13 protein-coding genes are annotated in these 17,399 nt (G+C 65.2%); 7 read left to right on the top strand and 6 right to left on the bottom strand.

The genetic code is table 11. The annotated features are described in order from the left end of the window. Positions 1-299 precede the first annotated feature (299 nt). The 4 genes from FBZ90_RS26445 to FBZ90_RS26430 all read right to left on the bottom strand — a co-directional run bounded on the left by FBZ90_RS26445 (position 300) and on the right by FBZ90_RS26430 (position 6,571). Positions 300-2,090: a hypothetical protein gene (locus FBZ90_RS26445; RefSeq protein WP_145736493.1), complete on the bottom strand. Its 1,791-nt coding sequence runs from the start codon at positions 2,088-2,090 to the stop codon at positions 300-302. A 33-nt stretch (positions 2,091-2,123) separates the two neighbouring features. Beyond that, positions 2,124-3,338, bottom strand: a complete 1,215-nt coding sequence (locus tag FBZ90_RS26440) for a hypothetical protein (RefSeq protein ID WP_145736491.1) — start codon at positions 3,336-3,338, stop codon at positions 2,124-2,126. A gap of 54 nt (positions 3,339-3,392) precedes the next feature. Beyond that, positions 3,393-4,532, bottom strand: a complete 1,140-nt coding sequence (locus FBZ90_RS26435) for a ferritin-like domain-containing protein (RefSeq protein ID WP_145736489.1) — start codon at positions 4,530-4,532, stop codon at positions 3,393-3,395. Between the two features lie 98 nt (positions 4,533-4,630). Continuing rightward, the gene (locus FBZ90_RS26430) at positions 4,631-6,571 is read right to left on the bottom strand and encodes a hypothetical protein (RefSeq protein WP_145736487.1); all 1,941 of its coding nucleotides are present in this window, start codon (positions 6,569-6,571) and stop codon (positions 4,631-4,633) included. 276 nt (positions 6,572-6,847) lie between these two features. On the opposite strand from FBZ90_RS26430, the gene FBZ90_RS26425 reads away from it, so the two are divergent. From FBZ90_RS26425 to FBZ90_RS26415, 3 genes are read left to right on the top strand one after another with little or no spacing between them, the layout of a single operon-like run. After that, positions 6,848-8,038 carry a 3-dehydroquinate synthase gene (locus FBZ90_RS26425; RefSeq protein WP_246130890.1) on the top strand — a complete coding sequence of 397 codons (1,191 nt, stop codon included), beginning with the start codon at positions 6,848-6,850 and terminating at the stop codon, positions 8,036-8,038. Next, positions 8,038-9,234, top strand: coding sequence for a metabolite traffic protein EboE (gene eboE / locus FBZ90_RS26420; RefSeq protein ID WP_145736483.1), 1,197 nt, complete (start codon positions 8,038-8,040; stop codon positions 9,232-9,234). Before FBZ90_RS26425 ends, eboE begins: the two co-directional genes overlap by 1 nt. Then, positions 9,210-10,106 (top strand): UbiA family prenyltransferase, encoded by an 897-nt coding sequence (locus FBZ90_RS26415; RefSeq protein WP_145736481.1) that lies wholly within the window; start codon positions 9,210-9,212, stop codon positions 10,104-10,106. Before eboE ends, FBZ90_RS26415 begins: the two co-directional genes overlap by 25 nt. Positions 10,107-10,125: 19 nt before the next feature. Here FBZ90_RS26415 and FBZ90_RS26410 read toward each other — a convergent pair whose 3' ends face one another. Continuing rightward, complete coding sequence (locus FBZ90_RS26410) at positions 10,126-11,508, bottom strand: alkaline phosphatase family protein (protein ID WP_145736479.1); 1,383 nt, start codon at positions 11,506-11,508, stop codon at positions 10,126-10,128. Positions 11,509-11,623: 115 nt separating this feature from the next. Between FBZ90_RS26410 and FBZ90_RS26405 the strand changes: the two genes are divergently transcribed. The 4 genes from FBZ90_RS26405 to FBZ90_RS26390 all read left to right on the top strand — a co-directional run bounded on the left by FBZ90_RS26405 (position 11,624) and on the right by FBZ90_RS26390 (position 16,310). After that, positions 11,624-12,418, top strand: a complete 795-nt coding sequence (locus FBZ90_RS26405; protein WP_145736477.1) for an EboA domain-containing protein — start codon at positions 11,624-11,626, stop codon at positions 12,416-12,418. Then, positions 12,418-13,320, top strand: a complete 903-nt coding sequence (locus tag FBZ90_RS26400) for a TatD family hydrolase (RefSeq protein ID WP_145736475.1) — start codon at positions 12,418-12,420, stop codon at positions 13,318-13,320. Before FBZ90_RS26405 ends, FBZ90_RS26400 begins: the two co-directional genes overlap by 1 nt. Before the next feature lie 630 nt (positions 13,321-13,950). Then, a complete protein-coding gene (locus tag FBZ90_RS26395; RefSeq protein ID WP_211102346.1) occupies positions 13,951-15,657 on the top strand; it encodes an outer membrane beta-barrel protein in 1,707 nt (568 codons plus the stop codon). 311 nt (positions 15,658-15,968) lie between these two features. Next, positions 15,969-16,310: a hypothetical protein gene (locus tag FBZ90_RS26390; RefSeq protein ID WP_145736473.1), complete on the top strand. Its 342-nt coding sequence runs from the start codon at positions 15,969-15,971 to the stop codon at positions 16,308-16,310. 201 nt (positions 16,311-16,511) lie between these two features. Here FBZ90_RS26390 and FBZ90_RS26385 read toward each other — a convergent pair whose 3' ends face one another. After that, positions 16,512-17,207, bottom strand: coding sequence for a response regulator transcription factor (locus FBZ90_RS26385; RefSeq protein WP_145736470.1), 696 nt, complete (start codon positions 17,205-17,207; stop codon positions 16,512-16,514). Between the last annotated feature and the right edge of the window lie 192 nt (positions 17,208-17,399).

Raw genomic sequence — 17,399 nt, 5'->3', positions numbered from 1 at the left:
CGCAAAAGCGGCCCGTAGCCCCTCGATCAAGCCTTCAATCGGCTTGGTTCATGGGGAAAGGGGCCTTAACGCTCCATTCTTCCGCACCCTGCTAGAGCAGATCGCCCAAAGGCGGAATCGCCTTTGGGCGTGAAGCTGCTTGTGGGACAGACTCAGCGAGAGCTGGCTGCCCCGATCCGCTTCCAGGTGGCCGGGCAGGGGGCCAGTCTGGCCCCCTGCTGGTCTTCCGATGAGGCTGTGTTGTAGTCCGATGCCGGCGACCGGCAGCGGGGCATCGCCATAGAATGATCAGCGACCGCTCAGGGAAGCGGCTCCCAAGGCTTATTCGACAAGAAGCAGTCCAGCAACTGGATCTGGCTGGGCGATAGGCTGCGCGTGATGGGCATGCACAGGGTCGTGTTGCGATAGGCCGGTGACAGGCGGGCCAGGAACTGCTCCGCCGTGGCGACCACCGTCCCCATGTCATTGAGCGGAATGCGCAACGACATGGCCGGGAAGACGATGTAGTGGAAGCGCAGGGCGATGTCGTAGGCCTGTTGCCATGTGATCGTGGCCCCCTTGGGAATGCCAAAATCCGACTTTGGATATTTGCGGTAATTGACGAAATAGGAACTGGTGCCGCTCTTGATGGTCAGGCATTCAAAACCGAAATTCGCGCCGCCATAATCACTGACGGGGAGGTTGAGGAGGCTTTGTCCCGTCCGCACCACCACATGGGGCGGGAATGTCAGGTAATTCGGATTGGGCAGGGTTCCGGAGGTCGAACTGACGATGTCGAACGTCGTATCCGCCGGCAGCGGCCCGCCCAGATAGGCCACCGTGAAGGAACACATCACCTGGCGGTCGGCACTATCATCCAAATAAATGTTGCGGGGGTCGCCGTAAATGCGCAACGGCTGTTCGGTGATCTTGACACTGTTGCCGCCGTTGCTGCCCGAGAGGACCAAAGGCATCGACTGCGCTAGTTGAACCTGCTGCGGGCTCAGCGGCACATCGACGATGCCGCCGAACTTGTAATAGTCGGCTGGCCGCGCATCGAACGTGACGCCGAGGGGAGTGTCATGGCTTCCCGTCCCCACGGTGATGGGGCCATAGTCGACATTGGGCGTGAGGGGGCTGGTGATGTCCGTGCGGTCGGCCCGGAAGGACGGCTTGGGGAACAGGTTCAGCGTGTCGATGCTCAGGCGCGCCGCCGCCGCATCCACCAAGGCGTAACCCTCGGCGAACGTACCGGGGACCAGTGCCGGCAGCGCGGGGTTGGACAGCAGGCGGCCCGGCGGGCAGGTGTCCGGCTCGCCCTCATAATGGGGGCCCAGCGTGCCTACGACGCGCCCGGAACTGGGATTGGATGGATTGGTATTGGCGTTATACGCCGCCACCAGTTCATCCGTGGTCAGCGGTGGCGCCATCTCGAACATGGAAAAGCGCAATACGATGCCCGTGGCCTTCGCATCGTTCATGAGGGCCGCGATGATGGGGCTGCTGGCATCGTACTGAGTCACCGCCGACTTCGGGAAAGTCACCTGGAAGGTCCCGTTGAAGCCGGAGGAGCCGGGGGCGTCCGTCTCGAAGGTCAGAACGCGCCTGCTCAGGCTCTGGCTGGAACAGACCGTGTCATGGCGGATCAGCAGCTTGGGTGCCGTGCTGTCACCGATCTGCAAGCCGCCCACGTAAATCTGCGTGGCCTGCGAACTGGTGGGGTCGAGATCGACCATGACGGGTCCAAAGAACGGCCCTTGACCGGTCACGGGGTCGATGGAGCCCAGCAGGTACACCGGCAGCCCGACCAGATCGCCGCTGTCGACCACGCCCCCCGCGGGGCCCTGGCTGCTGACGGTGGCGCTGACGAAATTGACCTGGTGATCACCGTAATAATTCCAGCCGCCATTGGTGTAATAGGGCACGCCGTTATTGGTGGTGGGGGTACGCATCAGGTCGATCGCCTGCTCGTCGCTGTACCCCGGCCGGACCATGGAATTGGCCAGGTCCAACAGTTCGACGTCGCCCACCTGGTCGCTGTTATTGGCGGTGCACACGTTGGCGCGGATGCCGCCCCAGAAGTTGATCCGGGGGCCGTTCAAAATACCCATGTTGGTGCTCCCTTTACCCGCGTTGGTGCCGCCTCAGTGTCCGCTCTTGGGGGCCTGGGCATGGATGAACAGGAAGGAGAAGTCGGACTTGTAGCGACTGGGGCCGGATACGGCCGTGGAGTGGCACGCCATGCAGCTGCTGGTTGGCTGCAGGTAGCTTTCCATGGTCACGTTGGCCAACAGGTTGGGGGTCGGCGTGCCCAGCGGGTTACCGGGATCGCCCGGATCAGCGGGATGCTGGGTGCCGACCAGCTCATAATATTTCACGAACGTGGAGCCATACTGCGCCTGGATCTGCTGGTTGACGGCCGCCACGGCCGACGGGATGGCGGTCACGCGGGTCAGGGGGTCCGGCGTCTGAAAGGTCTTGCCCGGCTTGGGCGTGCACGGCAGCACGCCGACTTGGCAGGGCGACTGGTTCACGTCACTGGGTTTCGCGTTGGGGTCGGAATAGGACGCCTTGCCGTTCGGGGCCGGCGTCACGTTGTCCACCTGCTCAAAGGTGGACCAGATCCACTGCGGATACCCCTTGGCCTTGACGATGATGTGCAAGCCCACCAAGCCCAAGGTCGCCGCCTTGGTGCCATTGGGCTTGCCGTTGGCGTCGAAGGTCTCCACCGTCGCCGCCAGGGTCAGGTAGCGGGACATGTCGTCCTGGGCGGTCAGGATGCGCCAGCTGGCCTTTATCTCGGTCGCCCCCTCGGGAAAGGCGATGTTACGAGCCGCGTTCACCGTGTTGGCGTTATAGAAGCCGTTGGCGACGATGTAGTCGTAAGATACGCGGTTGGCCGCGATCTCGTAGTAGGTGGGGTTGCCCGCCTGGTCGATCAGCCAGCCGCCCACCGGCTGCATCACGGTGCCCATCGTGCTTTTCATGACGGCGGTGGATGCCTTCGCCGTCTGCTTGAACAGCGTCGGCGTCAGGGAGGAGTTCCACGGCCCGGGGTTCTGGGCGTTGGGCAGGAAGATTTCGTCCACCGTCTTGTAGGTCTGCCAGACGGTGCCCGACGTGCTGCCTCCCAGGGGTTTGGTGCAGTCCGGCACGCCGCGGTCGCCCACCTGCGGCGTCCAGTTCAAGGCGATGAACATCTGCCAGGCGTAGGTGGCGAATGTCCCGGCGTCGCCGCTGGGCGGCGGCGGCGTGGTGGGGAATTGGCAGGCGTTGCCGCCCGCCTGTTGCGCCTGGGCCGTAAGGGCGCCCAGACCCAATGCCAAGGCCGCAGCTGCCGCGATTGCTGTCCGTTTCATGAAAGCCCCCTGTATTGTAGGCAGGATGTTGCGCCGCGATCGCCGGCGGGGTGGTCAGGACTGGGCCGCCACGGTCTCCGCCGTCACCATGGGCGCGGCCGCGAAATCGGCGGTTGCGGCGGCAGGCGCGAACTGGAAGGCCGGGGCCGCGTAGAGCGTATCGTCGGTTGGCGCTGAACCATCCGCCGGTTGGTTGACCACCTTTTCCAGCACCACCAGGCGCAACTCGAACATCAGGCCCAGGGAGGCGCGCAGCTTGTTCGGCTCGCCATTGAAGGTGGTGTGCAGGGCGTTCAGCAGGCTGGTGTAGGTGTAATTGGCCTGGGCCACCCCGCTATAGGCCAGCGTGTCCGGCGCGTAATCGGACAGGTGGCTGTTTTCCACGAACTGGATAACGCCCTCAGGCTCGAAGGGCACTGGCGCGCCGGTGAAGGAATAACCCTGGGGCGCCATCGGATCCCGCACCAGGCGATGGCCGGCCACGATCTCCTCGAAGCGGTAGTAGTGGGCCGGCTGACCGTCGCCGTCGAAGGGATTGTGGGATGTTCCCTCGCCTTGGCGCTTGATCACTTCCAGCGCCCGCACTGCGGACGCCACATCGGTCACGGGGAAAAGCTGATCAGGCGGGAACCAGGCGTTGTCCACCACCTGGCGCGCCGGATCGCCGGTGAAGATGCCTTGGCCCAGGGCCACGATGCGGGCGATGATGGCGTCGTAGAATTCGCCGATGGTGGCGTATCCGCGTTCGCCCGGCGCCTTCAGCAGGCGGGGGAAATGCTGCGGCGTCTCCGGCAACTCGATGCGCATGAAGACGTTCTGAACCAGATCCAGGCTCAGCGGCGCCAGCCCCACGATCAGGCCGTCATCCACGTTCATGGGCAGGGGCCCGGGATATGTGGGGATGAACTTGGGATGGTTGATCACCGGCCTGCCGCCGATGGCGTTCAGCACGTTGGCGGCGATGGTCATGTGCAGCATCTCCTCCACCACGATGGAGTGGATGATCTGCGCAGCCGCGACGTTGTGGCCCTTCTTGATGGAGTAGAGGGCCGAAAGGTAGGGCGGGATGGTGGAGTGCTCCAGTTCCACCGCCGACTGCAGGAAGGGCCAGAGGTCGGCGGCGCAGGCCGCCCCCTTCAGACGTTGGAGGATGTCAGGGCGGAGGCTGAGGTGGCGGGCGGCGTTGGTCGACATGGGCGGGCATCTCCGATCGGGGGGCGGGCGCGCCAAGGAGCGTGTTCTTGGCGCGCACCAGCGGGGTATGGCCAGCGGGGAACAGGTGTCGGCGCCGGTCAGGCGCCGGCCTTCGAGCCCGCCTTGGATTTGGCATAGGCGCGGGCGAAGGTGGTCTTGCCACCAGCGGGCGCCACGACCTCGGCCGGGGCGGATGCCGTTTTCAGGTCCGTCGCCGGAGCCGGGGCCGCCGGTGTCGTCGCGTGGGCCAGCGCGGCCTGGAAGTCCGCGTCCCGGTCCAGGGCGCCCAGCCATTTGACGATGGTTTGCCGCTTCCCTTCCGACAGGTCACGGGTGACCGGCATGTAGTTGGGGTCGGTGATATGCAGCGAGAACGCCAGCGACAGGATCTCCCGGTTGTGGAAAACCGACAGCGGGTTGTTCAGGTTGACCAGCCGCCGGCTCATGATGGGGTAAAGGTTGGCGTACTGCTGGAAGATGGGCTCGATGTTGGCGGCCCAGGTCGGGGTTTGCGGCACCGGATAGGCGTCGCGCAGATGGACGGCGATAACCTCGAAGGGGCCGAAATTCTGCCGGCTCTCTCCGGCGATCTGATAGGTGATGTTGTAGAGCTGACCATCGATGTAGCCGCGCGGATTGTTCGGCGGCGACCCCTGGACGGTGATGGTCACCGTGCCGTCGGCGCCGGTCGCCACCGTGGTGGGGAAATTGAGGGCCGACATGGGAATGCCCGCCGCTGGGATGGGGGCGGCGGGCTGATCGATGCCGTAGCCACCGCCCAGGCCGTCCATCTCGCCGGTCTGGGCCAGCACCAGGCTGGTGAAGGGCGTGGGCTGGCCATAGCTGGCGGCGTATAGGGTGGTGGTGACGCCGACCGGCCCATTCTGGCTGCTGTCGATGCGCAGCACAAAGGGTTCGGCGCCGACGAACTGGCCGCCGGCGGTTTCGCGGATAGCGACCAGGGGTACGGGCGCGTTCTGGGGCTGGGTGGCCAGGGCGAGGGGGGTATAGACGCCGGGTGACTGGTTGTTCAGCTGGGTCTTGTTCAGCGTGAACTCCGCGATGCCGCCCGCCTTCAGCAGCCAGTCGGGGTCCTGGTAGGGGACGGTGCCGATGGGCTGGAAGTTGCCGACGCCGGCGGGCCCGCCTTCCGCCGTGTCGGGTCCCAGCAGCGACCCCACGGTCATGGTGCCGAGATCCAGCGGCTGATAGTTCGTGTCGATGGGCAGGGCGTTGCCCAGGTCGAGCAGCAGCCGGTGGTCGTTGCCCAGCGTGCCGGTGAAGAAGTTGATGTTGTTCCACGAGGTGGAACCGCTCTGCGGCGCGAAGCGGCGTCCCACCACGAAGGATTCCGGCTCCCCCACGAAATAGGGGCCGATGACGCCGGAAACGGTGCCGAAAGTGAAGCCGGGCTGGGTATGGTCATCACGGTAGGCGTAGGTGACCAGTCGGATCGATAGCTGATCCCCCTCGGTCTTGTCGCGCAGCTCCTTAAGGAAGGCGCTGTCGGGCAGATCGTCCGCCCATTCCACCCCCGTCAGCACCGACTGGAACAGGGCCGAGGCCGCGGCATCCCCCCCAAAGCCGGAAACCCGCGTGAACCATAGGTCGCGGAAGGGGTTGGGGGCGTATTTGCCGCCGACCAGCGTCGTGGCACCTGTGGCGTCGACCTTGGCCAGGCGCACCACCAGGCCCCACAACTGGGAGGCGAGCTGCCATTGCGGGTCGATGTCGACGATCTTGCCACTAGTACGGGTGTTGGAATCCAATACCGCCATGCCCACGATGGGGTCGACGCTGGGGTTGTCCGTGCTGCGCCCATCGGCGTAATGCACGCCGCGCACCACGCAGTCGATCAGCCGGAATGCCCCCGATCCCGAGGGATTCCACCAGCCCTCCGCCTTGTCGCCGTGCCCGTATTCCTGATACTCGGGCAAGAAGCTGGCGCTGTCGTAGTGGCGGACGTCGTTGTTGACCGTCGACGGATCCGCCTGGAATCGGCCGGAAAACACCAATCGGGTCGCGTTCAAATAACTCATGGCGTTGGCCCCTGTCGTGAAGGTGCGCCAATGCGGATGAACCGCTACGGCAAGAAGATTGCGGCACGGAAGACGACCGGCGGCGGAGCCATCGGCGACCACCATCCCGGCGCTTCGGAAAATTGCAATTAAAGCGTATGGGCGCGCGCTATGCGTCACATACGACTAGATCTGTGCGGAAACGGCATACGCCATTGATTGATTGTCTGTGCGGCTATACCATTTTATCGAGCACTAGAAAAGGTATTTGCACGCATGAACCTTCAATCAAGAGGTGTGACCGTCCCCGCGCACACCAACGGCCCCGGCGACATCGTTCGCCAGCGCTTTGCCGTGACCTACGATTACGCCGTCGCCTTCACCCGGGACTGCTTCCACCCGCAGAATGGGACCCTGGCCGCCGTGATGGCCGCCGGGGCGTGCCCGGGGGCGCGCTGTCTGGTCTTCCTGGACATGGGGGTGATGGAGGGACGCCCTGGCCTGTCTGACGCCGTCAGCGCCTATTTCCACACCCGCGCCGATGTGCCGGCCCTGACGCGGGCGCCCATCCCACTGCCGGGGGGGGAGGGGGTGAAGAATGAGGCGCACTATATCGGCCGCATGCACGACGCTATTTTCGACGCCGGCATCGATCGCCACTCTTATGTGTTGGCCGTGGGGGGCGGCGCCTTTCTGGACGCGGTCGGCCTGGCGGCGTCGACCGCCCATCGCGGCGTGCGCCTGATCCGGATCCCCACCACCGTCCTGGCCCAAAACGACAGCGGCGTGGGCGTGAAGACAGCCATCAACCGCAATGGCGCCAAAAACCAGATCGGTACGTTCGCCCCACCCTGGGCGGTGGTGAACGACTCCGCGTTTTTGGACACCTTGCCGGCCCGCGACCGTGTTGCCGGCATGGCGGAGGCGGTGAAGGTGGCGCTGATTCGCGACGGCGCCTTCTTCCAGTGGCTGGAGCGCAACGCCGACGCCCTGGCCCTGTTCGAACCGGCGGCCACGGACTGGATGATCCGGCGCTGTGCCGAACTGCACATGGCCCAGATCGCCGGGGGCGGCGACCCGTTCGAGCAAGGCAGCGCCCGGCCCCTGGATTACGGGCACTGGATCGCCCACAAGCTGGAAAGCCTGACCCGCCACCATCTGCGCCATGGCGAGGCGGTGGCCATCGGCCTGGCGCTGGACACCCGCTACTCCGTCCTGGCGGGCATGCTGCCCCCCGGAGCGGAGACCCGCGTCGCCGTTTTGCTGGAGCATCTGGGCTTTCGCCTGTGGCACCCCATCCTGGCGCGGCCGGCGGCGGAGGTACGGGCCCTTGCCCTGGCGGCGCTGGAGGAGTTCCGCGAACATCTGGGCGGGGAACTGACCATCACCTTGCTGGCCGGGATCGGCCACGGGGTGGAAGTGCATGAGATGGACACGGCGCTGATCACGCAGGCGCTGGACTGGCTGGCCGAACGGGAGACCCCCTGATGCGCCTGCCCGGAGGACAAGGCTGGCTGGGCTACTGCCTGAACGTCCACCCCACACAAACCATAGCCGACGTCAAAGCGGCGCTGCTGGGCCCGGTGCGCGAGATCAAGCGGCGGCTGTGTCCTGACGCGCCCTTCGCCGTGGGGCTGCGCCTGTCGGCGGAGGCGGCCGCCGATCCGGATGCGGCGGCGGCCGAACTGGCCGACCTGTTCGCTGCCGAGGGGTACGTCGCCTACACCATGAACGGCTTCCCCTACGGTCCCTTCCACGGCGTCAGCGTCAAGACCGACGTATATCAACCGGATTGGACCACGCCGGAGCGGCGGCACTACACGGCCAATCTGGCACGCATCATGGCGGCCCTGATACCGGCCGGCGGCACCGCCACCATCAGCACCGTGCCCGGCGGCTTCGTCGGCAGCACCCGCGACTGGCAGGACCGTGTGGCCGATGGCCTGCTGCGCAGCGTCGCCGACCTCGTGACCCTGTGGCGCCAGACCGGCCGCACGGTGGCGCTGGCCCTGGAGCCGGAGCCCTGGTGCCTGCTGGAAACCACGCAGGATGCCGTGAGCTTCTTCAAGGACTGGTTGTTCACCCCGACGGCGGTGCTGCAATTGGCGGCGCTGACGGGCCTCACGCCTGACGAAGCCGCGGCCGCCCTGCCCAGGCACCTGGGGCTGTGCCTGGACGTGTGCCACATGGCGGTGGCGTTCGAGACACCGGAGGAAACCTTCGCGTCCCTGGCCGAGGCCGGCATTCCCATCCACAAGGTGCAATTGAGCGCAGCATTGCGGATTGACCGCATGGATGCGGAAGCGCGGCATCAGGTGGCCGCCTTCAGGGACACCGTCTACCTGCACCAGGTGGTGACCCGGGCGCCGGACGGGGCTACCCGCCGTTTCCTGGACCTGCCGGAGGCGCTGGCCTCCGCTGGGGATGGCGAGGAATGGCGCATCCATTTCCATGTGCCCGTCTTCACGGAGCCGCGCCCACCGCTGGGCTCCACCCGGCCGGTACTGGAGCGGGTGCTGGCGCTGCACCGGGCGCGACCGATCTCCGCTCATCTGGAGATAGAGACCTATACCTGGGACGTGCTGCCCGCCGGCACCGGCCTCATGGAGGATTTCGGCGGGGGTGCGGACGTCACCGGGGGCATTGAGAGGGAATTGGAATGGGTACTGCGCCAGCTATCCTGATCCGGCCGCGCGCCGTGTTGATCCTGGGCCGGGTTTCCAACCTGCCGACGGTGCTGTCCAACGCCCTGGCCGGCATCATCCTGTCCGGGGGTGCCCCGGAGATCGGCCCCGCCGACGCCGCCCGCGCCCTGCTGGCGCTGGTCCTGTTCTACATCGGCGGCATGTACCTGAACGACGCCATGGATGTGGAGATCGACGCGCGCGAAAGGCCCGGCCGCCCCATTCCCAAGGGCGACGCCTCACGCGCGGCGGTGTTCACCGCCGGCTTCGCCCTGCTGGGCTTGGGCCTGGCCCTGGCGGCGGCGGCGGGCCCGCGCGCCGGTGTCGCGGCGGGGGCCCTGGTGGGCGCCATCCTGCTCTATGATTGGATACACAAGCGGACGGCAGCGGCCCCCCTGGTGATGGGGCTCTGCCGCTTGCTGTGCTACGGCACGGCGGCGGCCATGGCCGGTGGACGCCTGGACGCCCCCGGCCTGTGGATCGGCGGTACGGGGCTGTTCTGCCTGGTCGTGGGCCTGACCTACGCCGCCCGGCAGGAGGCTTACGACCGCTTGGGCGCCGCCTGGCCGCTGGCCGTGCTGGCCATGCCGTTGATCATCGCCATCGGCGCCGCGCTGACGGGGCAGGGAGCCGTCCCGCTGGCCCTGGCCTTGAGCCTGGCGTTGGGGCTGGCCTGCGCCGCCGGCCTGCGCCGTTTTTTCCGCCGTGCGCCCGGCGATGTGCCCCGGGCGGTGGCGCTGCTGATCGCGGCCATCGCCCTGTATGACGCCGCGTTGATCGCCGCCGCCGGGGGCGACGTCGCGGTGGTGGCCGTGGCGGTCCTATGCTTCCCCCTTACCTTGATCCTGCAGCGTGTGATCCCAGGCACCTGACGGCGTGGCCGTTGGGCGGTCAGTCGAACACATGCGCCAGCACCAGCGCCTTGAAATCCGTGGCGGCCACGGCCCCCTCCGGCAGCAGATGGGGGGCCGAACTGATGACCAGCGGCCCCTGTGCCGGATCGTCGGTGAGGCGGCCATGGGACCCGCGCACCAGCGCCGTGTCGCCGGCGGAGATGACATCCATGAGGCGGCGCTGGCCAAGCTTGCGCAAGGCCAGGCGCCAGGCCGAAGCCAGTTTGGGCCACCGCAGGGCCGGATCGAAGAACAACTCCACCGGATCGTAGCCCGGCTTGCGGTGAATATCGACGGTGCGGGCGTAATCGGGCGCGCGGGCGGGATCCGTCCAGTAATGGTAGGCGAACCAGCGATCAGCCCGGCTGACCGCCACCAGTTCGCCAGCGCGCGGATGATCCAGCCCCTGGACGCGCTTTTCCGCCTGCCCCCACACCGCCTCGACCCCATCGAGCCCGGCGACCAGATCCCTGACCCGGTCGATATCCTGGGGATCGCGTACATAGATGTGCGCCACCTGGTGGTCGGCCAGGGCGAAAGCGGCGGACGCGCCGGCGTCGAAAACGTCACGTCCCAGTTCGGACCGGACGGCGATCAGCCCCGCCTCGCGGAGCGCGCGGTTGATGAAGATGGCCTCTGTGACGGGCGTGATGCCATATTCCGACACGACGACCACCCGGGCGCCGGCGGCCTCGGCGTCGACGATCAAATCACCGGCCAGGGCGTCTACATCGCGCAGGGCCTGGCGTACCGCCGGGTGGGAAGGGTCGGGCCCGAAGCGCTGCAGATCATAATCCAAGTGGGGCAAATAGGTCAGGGTCAGCGTCGGCTGGTGCGCCGTCATGACATGGCGGGTGGCCTCCGCGATCCAGCGGCTAGCGGTGATGTCGGCCATCGGCCCCCAGAAACGGAACAGGGGGAAGGTGCCCAGCCGTTCGGTGAGGGTGTCGCGCAATTCCGGTGGATGGCTGTAGCAGTCCGGTATCTTGCGGCCATCCGCCGGATACAGGGGCCGGGGTGTCACGCTCCAATCCGCCGACGCATACATGTTGTACCACCAGAACAGCTTGGCGCAGGTGAAGCCCGGATCGCGCGCCTTGCCGGCCTCCCACAGCTTTTCCCCCTGGACCAGACGGTTGGACTGACGCCACAGCATCACCTCCGCCTGGTCGCGGAAATACCAGCCGTTGGCCACGGCGCCATGCCCGGAAGGCGGCAGGCCCGTCACCAGCGTAGACTGGACCGTGCAGGTCACCGCCGGCGTCACCGTCGCCAGGGGCCGTAGTCCGCCACGCGACGCCAGAGCCGCGAGATGGGGCGTGTCGGCCCCCACCAGATCGGGGGTGAGCCCCACCACAAGAAGAACAACGGTACGATGCATATTTTTAGGATATCCCGCCGTGTCGGATCGTTTTTCGCGTGCCATCATGCGGCAACATGTATCATTATGATATGGATAAGGAACGGATTAAAACCTTAAGTACGTGGTTGTGCGCATGAACGATGCTGCTCAGGAGTTGTTGCGGGACTGGACCGCCCGGCAGGCGCCGGCTACGGGGCGGGAATGGCTGGACGCGCGGCTGGGCCAGATCGGCGCCATGACCCCGGGCGATCCGGCCGCCGAAAGGGCCTTGGCCATCGCCTTTGGCCAGGTCCCGCGCCAACTGGGGCGCGGTCCCCTGGCCCTGACGGCCGACGACATCGCCGCGGCGGAAGCGGTGCGGCCCGGCTGGCGGCCCCAGTCATGGAGCCTGGAAGGGGCGGCACGCATCCTGCTGCTGCTGCGCTGCCCGTCCGCCACGCCTGATACCTTCCACGCGCGCTTTCAACGGCTGCGGCGGGCGGCGGACCCGGCGGAACAGGTCGCCCTTTTCCAGGGGCTTCCGCTCTATCCCCATGCCCACGCGCTGGTGGATGAGGTGGGGGAGGGACTGCGCACCAACATCCGCCCTGTCTTCGAGGCCATCGCCCATCACAGCCCCTATCCGCGCGAGCATATGGATGAGCATCGCTGGAACCACATGGTGCTGAAGGCGCTGTTCGTCGACAGCACGCTGGCCCCCATCCAGGGGCTGGATGCGCGGGCGAACCCTGATCTGGCCCGCATACTGCGCGATTACGCCCGGGAACGTCGGGCGGCGGGCCGACGCATATCGGTGGAGTTGTGGCGGTGCCTCGGCCCCTTCGCCGCCGAGATCGGGGCGGTTGACGACCTGGCCTTGGCGGCGCGCAGCGACGATCCGGAGGAGCGCGCCGCGGCCGGCGCGTGGATGGAAAGGGAACACTTCTGATGCAGTATATCGATCCGCATGCCCACATGATCTCGCGGACCACCGATGATTACCAGGCGATGGCGGCCGCCGGCGTGGTCGCGGTCATCGAGCCCGCCTTCTGGCTGGGCCAGCCCCGCACCCATGTCGCCAGCTATGCCGACTATTTGTCCGCCATTCTGGGTTTCGAGCGGTTCCGCGCCAGCCAGTTCGGCGTCCACCATTACTGCACCATCGGCCTCAATTCCAAGGAGGCGAACGATGAGGCGTTGGCTGAGGCGGTAATGGAAATCCTGCCCCTGTTCGCGCAAAAGGACGGTGTCGTCGCCATTGGCGAGATCGGTTATGACGAACAGACGGCGCTGGAGGACCGTTATTTCCGCCTGCAACTGGATCTGGCGCGGGAGTTGTCGCTGCCGGTCATGATCCACACCCCACACCGCGACAAGAAGCAGGGCACGCTGCGCTCCATGGCCGTTTGCCTGGAACACGGCCTGTCGCCGGCCCAGGTGGTGGTGGATCACAACAATGAAGAGACGGTGCGCGACGTCCTGGACCAGGGCTTCTGGGCCGCTTTCTCCATCTATCCCAGCACCAAGATGGGCGACGCCCGCATGGTGGAGATACTGAAGCGCTACGGTGCCGATCGGATCATTGTCAACTCAGCCTGCGACTGGGGCATTTCCGATCCCCTGGCGGTGCCCAAAACCGCGCGCCTGGCGTTGGAGCAGGGGGTTCCGGCCGAACAGGTGAGTCTGGCCTGCTATGCCAACGCCCTGACGGCCTTCGCCCCGAGTGGTCAAATTTCCGAAACCGACTGGGCGGGGCCGGCCGTCATTGATCAGCGTACCTCCTTCGCCGGCAACTCCATCTTGAGAGGGGGCCGTGAGGCCGTGGTCACGGGACTTGACTCTGCCTTTTAAGCGATGGCCGGCGCCGTTCAGGAAGGGCCGAACCGGGCTGCGCTGATAGATCACCTGACGGTACCCGCCACACCGGCCGCCGCGAGTGCCGGTGTGGCCATGCCGCCTTCGATGGGGTTTGAGGGAGTTGCCGGCAACATGTCGGCATCCCAATCTCGGCTTTACCGTCCATCCGGCGTTCCCTCACCGTTTCATTTGCGAAACGCTTATGATGGGGGAACCACCCAAGCGGGCCGGCCAGAAAGGTGGATGGATGGAAAAATCTTTTGTAAACAATGAGATGCAGATTTCTGTGGGGTGACCTTATAAATGCCCCATAAAGATATTACGTTTCAATGCTCCAAAAAATAAATAATTCTGGGGAAATTTAAGGTGTCTTGCAAAATAATAGATAATTAAATTCCGTCAAAATCACTAAAGTGTTCTTATAAACATAACGGGCCTATGCCATAGAAATTTTATCGTTCTTTGCGGTTATCTTCCATCGCCGTCGCATTTGCGCGGCAGTTGCTGTCCTTTCACCTTCGTGCCGGGTGCTGTCATTCAGTATTCGGCATGGTGGAAGTGCTTAGCGGTCAGGCTCGCTCCTGATCGGGCAAGGCGGCAATTGACGAAGGGGGTAACTCAGCTATGGATTGGTGTGAAATGTTCAAAAGTGGTCCTGTCCGCCGCGCCCGGGGTGGGACAGCGCGGACCCTGCTTCTTGCCACGGCCGTGCCCGCGTCGCTGCTGATGTCGTCGGCGGTCCTGGCCGATGAAGTCGCGGACCCGTCCAAGCCCAGCGCTCCCGCGTCGGCGGGGGCATCGTGCGATCCTTACGCGACCTATTCATGCCTGGACGAATATTTGGGCACCGGTTTCTTTGAGCGGTTCGCCAATTACTACGCGCTGGAATGGGGACAGGCGGCCGCCCCCTCCGATCCCAATGCGCCGGCCAGCCGCCGTGATGACTGGCCCGCCACGCCGCAGTCGACCCCGCCCATGCCCTTCACGGAATGGCCCTATGGTGGCGCGACCGCGCTGGGCGTCACCCGGCCCAACTCGGTCGACTCTCCCCTTATGGTCGCCTTGGGCAACACCGCGCCCGGCGAATGGCTGCAGGATCATAATTTCCAGCTCTATGGCTGGGTCAATGCCGGCTTCAACGTCAGCAGCAACACCGTTCGTCCTGGTGGCAACGCGCCCATCGCCTATGCGTACACCCCCAACACCGTGCAACTGGACCAGGTCGTCCTATACCTGGACCGTTTCCCTGATACGGTGCAGACCGATCATATCGATTGGGGCATGCGGCTGTCGGCCATCTATGGCGAGAATTATCGCTACACGACGTCATACGGCATCGCCAGCTATCAGCTTTTGAAGAAAAACAACGTCAATGGCTACGATTTCCCCATGCTTTATGGGGAGCTGTACATTCCGCAAGTGGCACAGGGACTGATGCTGCGCGCCGGGCGTTACATTTCCCTGCCCGATATCGAGGCACAGCTTGCCCCGAACAACTACATGTATACTCATTCGATGACGTATACGTTTGATAACTACACGAACGAGGGCGTGCAGGCCACTCTGGCCGCGACGAAGAACCTGTTCCTGCAGTTGGGCGTCAGTATCGGCACCGAGGCGCCGTTCTGGCATTGGGGGGAAAGGGTCAAGAACCCGGCGCCCAATCCGCTCTACCCCGGCAACACTTTCCTGAAGGATCCGGGGGCCAAGCCGTCGCTGACGGGCTGCATCCGCTATACGACCGATAGCGGCGACGATAACGTCTATACTTGTGCAAACGGGATCAATAACGGCGTCTGGGGGTACAATAACCTCCAGTGGTATGGTGTTACTTACTATCACAAATTCAACGATAAGTGGCACTTGTCCTGGGAAATCTATGACCTGCACCAGAACGGCGTGCCCAATCTGAACAACGCCACGGCCATGGCCGCCTATGCCGCCGGCGGCACGCCTTTCTCGCCGCAATACATGCCCTATAACGCGCCGGGGCTGGCCAATTGCTCCAACCCCAACGCGTTGACCTGCCGCGCCACCGCCATCGGCACCGTGGCCTACCTGAACTATCAGATCACTCCCCGGGATAATATTTCGTTCCGGCCGGAGTTCTTCGATGACCAGCAGGGGCAGCGGACGGGCACTAAGGCGAAATACTTCAACCTGGGCCTGGGCTGGCAGCATTGGTGGTCGCCGCAGGTGGAGATCCGGCCCGAGATCGACTGGGATCGGTCCCTGGGCGTGAACGCCTTCAACGGCAACGCCAATGCCGGTATCGCCCCCGACCGTAAATACACGGTCATGGGTGCCATGGACGTGATCCTGCACTTCTAGAAAAAGCGGCGGGTGGGGGCTGGTCAAGATGGCGGCGCGAAAGAAACCGCGACTGATCGGCCCCCATCATTTCCTGGCCGTGGTTGACCATGACACCCGACGATTCTCACTGGAAGGTCCCATGCGGGATAACACGGTGTGGTTGGAGGAGTGCCTGCGGGCAAGCCGCGCCGGAAGAAGAATTTCAATATCCCGGGTGGAGAAGAGGCAGGACAAGGCCTTCGCCTTGTCGATCCAGGCCCGGGGATATGAGCAATGGCCGGCGCGGACCATCCTCGCTCCATGCGCCGCCGACAAAAATGGAGACTGACATGAAAAAGATGCTGCCCCTTGCCGGCGTCGCCCTGGTGATCCTGTGCGCCGCTGGGACCCTGGCGTCGCCGGCCCAACCCGACGCGGCTTGCGCCGCCCCCCTGGCCGCCATGACGCGGCAATGGGATGAGGCGGGCTTCCAGGCCCCCGCCAAGCCCGCCCAAATTTATGTTGTGGGTAAAGCGGGCCGCCAAGTTTCGGAAATCGATTACGCCTTTCTCAAGAACCAGCTGGTGCTGGCGTCCCGCGAGTGCGACGGAGGGGCCACCGGCGATGCGCTGCGCCATATCGCGGCGATGCGGCACCGTCTGGCCCAGCTGGGTCTGGCCCCGGAGCGGTGACACGGCACCGGATGATCCCGCTCCCTGTTTGGCCGCCGCCGCCGTGGTGTCGCATATCACCCTCCGTGGTGATCCGGGTGCGCGGGCGACCCAACTGAGCCAGCGTTTCCAGCCGGGCAACGCTTCTGGAGCCCGGCTGGTGTATCATCCGGCCGCTTTTCCTATCCGGGGCGGTGCCCTGTACCATAAGTCCCGGGCGCGTCAGGTGTCGGCTGCCAGCCGGTAGCCGATACCCATCTCGGTGCGGATGAGCCGGCCGCGGCCCGGCTCGTCCCCCAGCTTGAGGCGCAGTTGCCGCACATAGACGCGCAGATACTGCGGGTCCACGGACGTCTCCGCCTCATCACGGATTTTGCGCAGGATGAAGTCGTGGGTCAGGATCTTGCCCCGGTGTTCCGTCAGCACCCTCAGGATCCTGAATTCCGTCGGTGACAGGCGGACCTCCGCCCCGTCGCGATAGACGCGCTGAGCCACCAGGTCGATCTCAAGCGGTCCCACCCGCAGGCGGGCCTCGGTTCCCTTCATCTGATAGCCATGCTTCAGGGCGACACGCAGGCGCGCCGCCAATTCACCCACGCTGAACGGCTTGGTCACATAGTCGTCGGCGCCCAGGTCCAGGGCCTTGATCTTGTCGGCCTCATGGTCGCGGACGGACAGGACCAGCACCGGCACCGGGGAGCTGCGGCGGATTTCCGCCAGCACGTCAAAGCCGCTCATGTCCGGTAGGCCGAGGTCGAGGATGACGGCGTCGAAGCCGCCCTTGCCCAACCTGTCCAGCGCGGCCCTGCCCAGGCGGGCCTCCGTGACCTTGAAGTTGTGGCCACTGAGGCCCAGTCGCAGCAGGCGCTGGATCTGGGGTTCGTCATCAATGGCGAGGATGCTGGGGTTCAGGGACATCGTCAGGCTGGGAGTTGGGGCCGAGGGGCAGGGGCTTCGCCGGAGCCCCCGCGCCGGGGGACGGCCCAGGATCTTGTTGACAAGCGGGGCGGCGCGATCGCGTTCATGGTGATGGCGAAGCGCGCACATCATTGCAACGACAGGCGATTGTTTAGGGCGCGGCAAATTGTCTGGGGCCCGTTCAAGGCGGAC

The organism is Nitrospirillum pindoramense, assembly GCF_007827955.1.
GTDB lineage: Bacteria > Pseudomonadota > Alphaproteobacteria > Azospirillales > Azospirillaceae > Nitrospirillum > Nitrospirillum amazonense_B.
The sequence above is the reverse complement of the archived record's forward strand: the minus strand, read 5'-3'. Positions and strand labels throughout refer to the sequence as shown.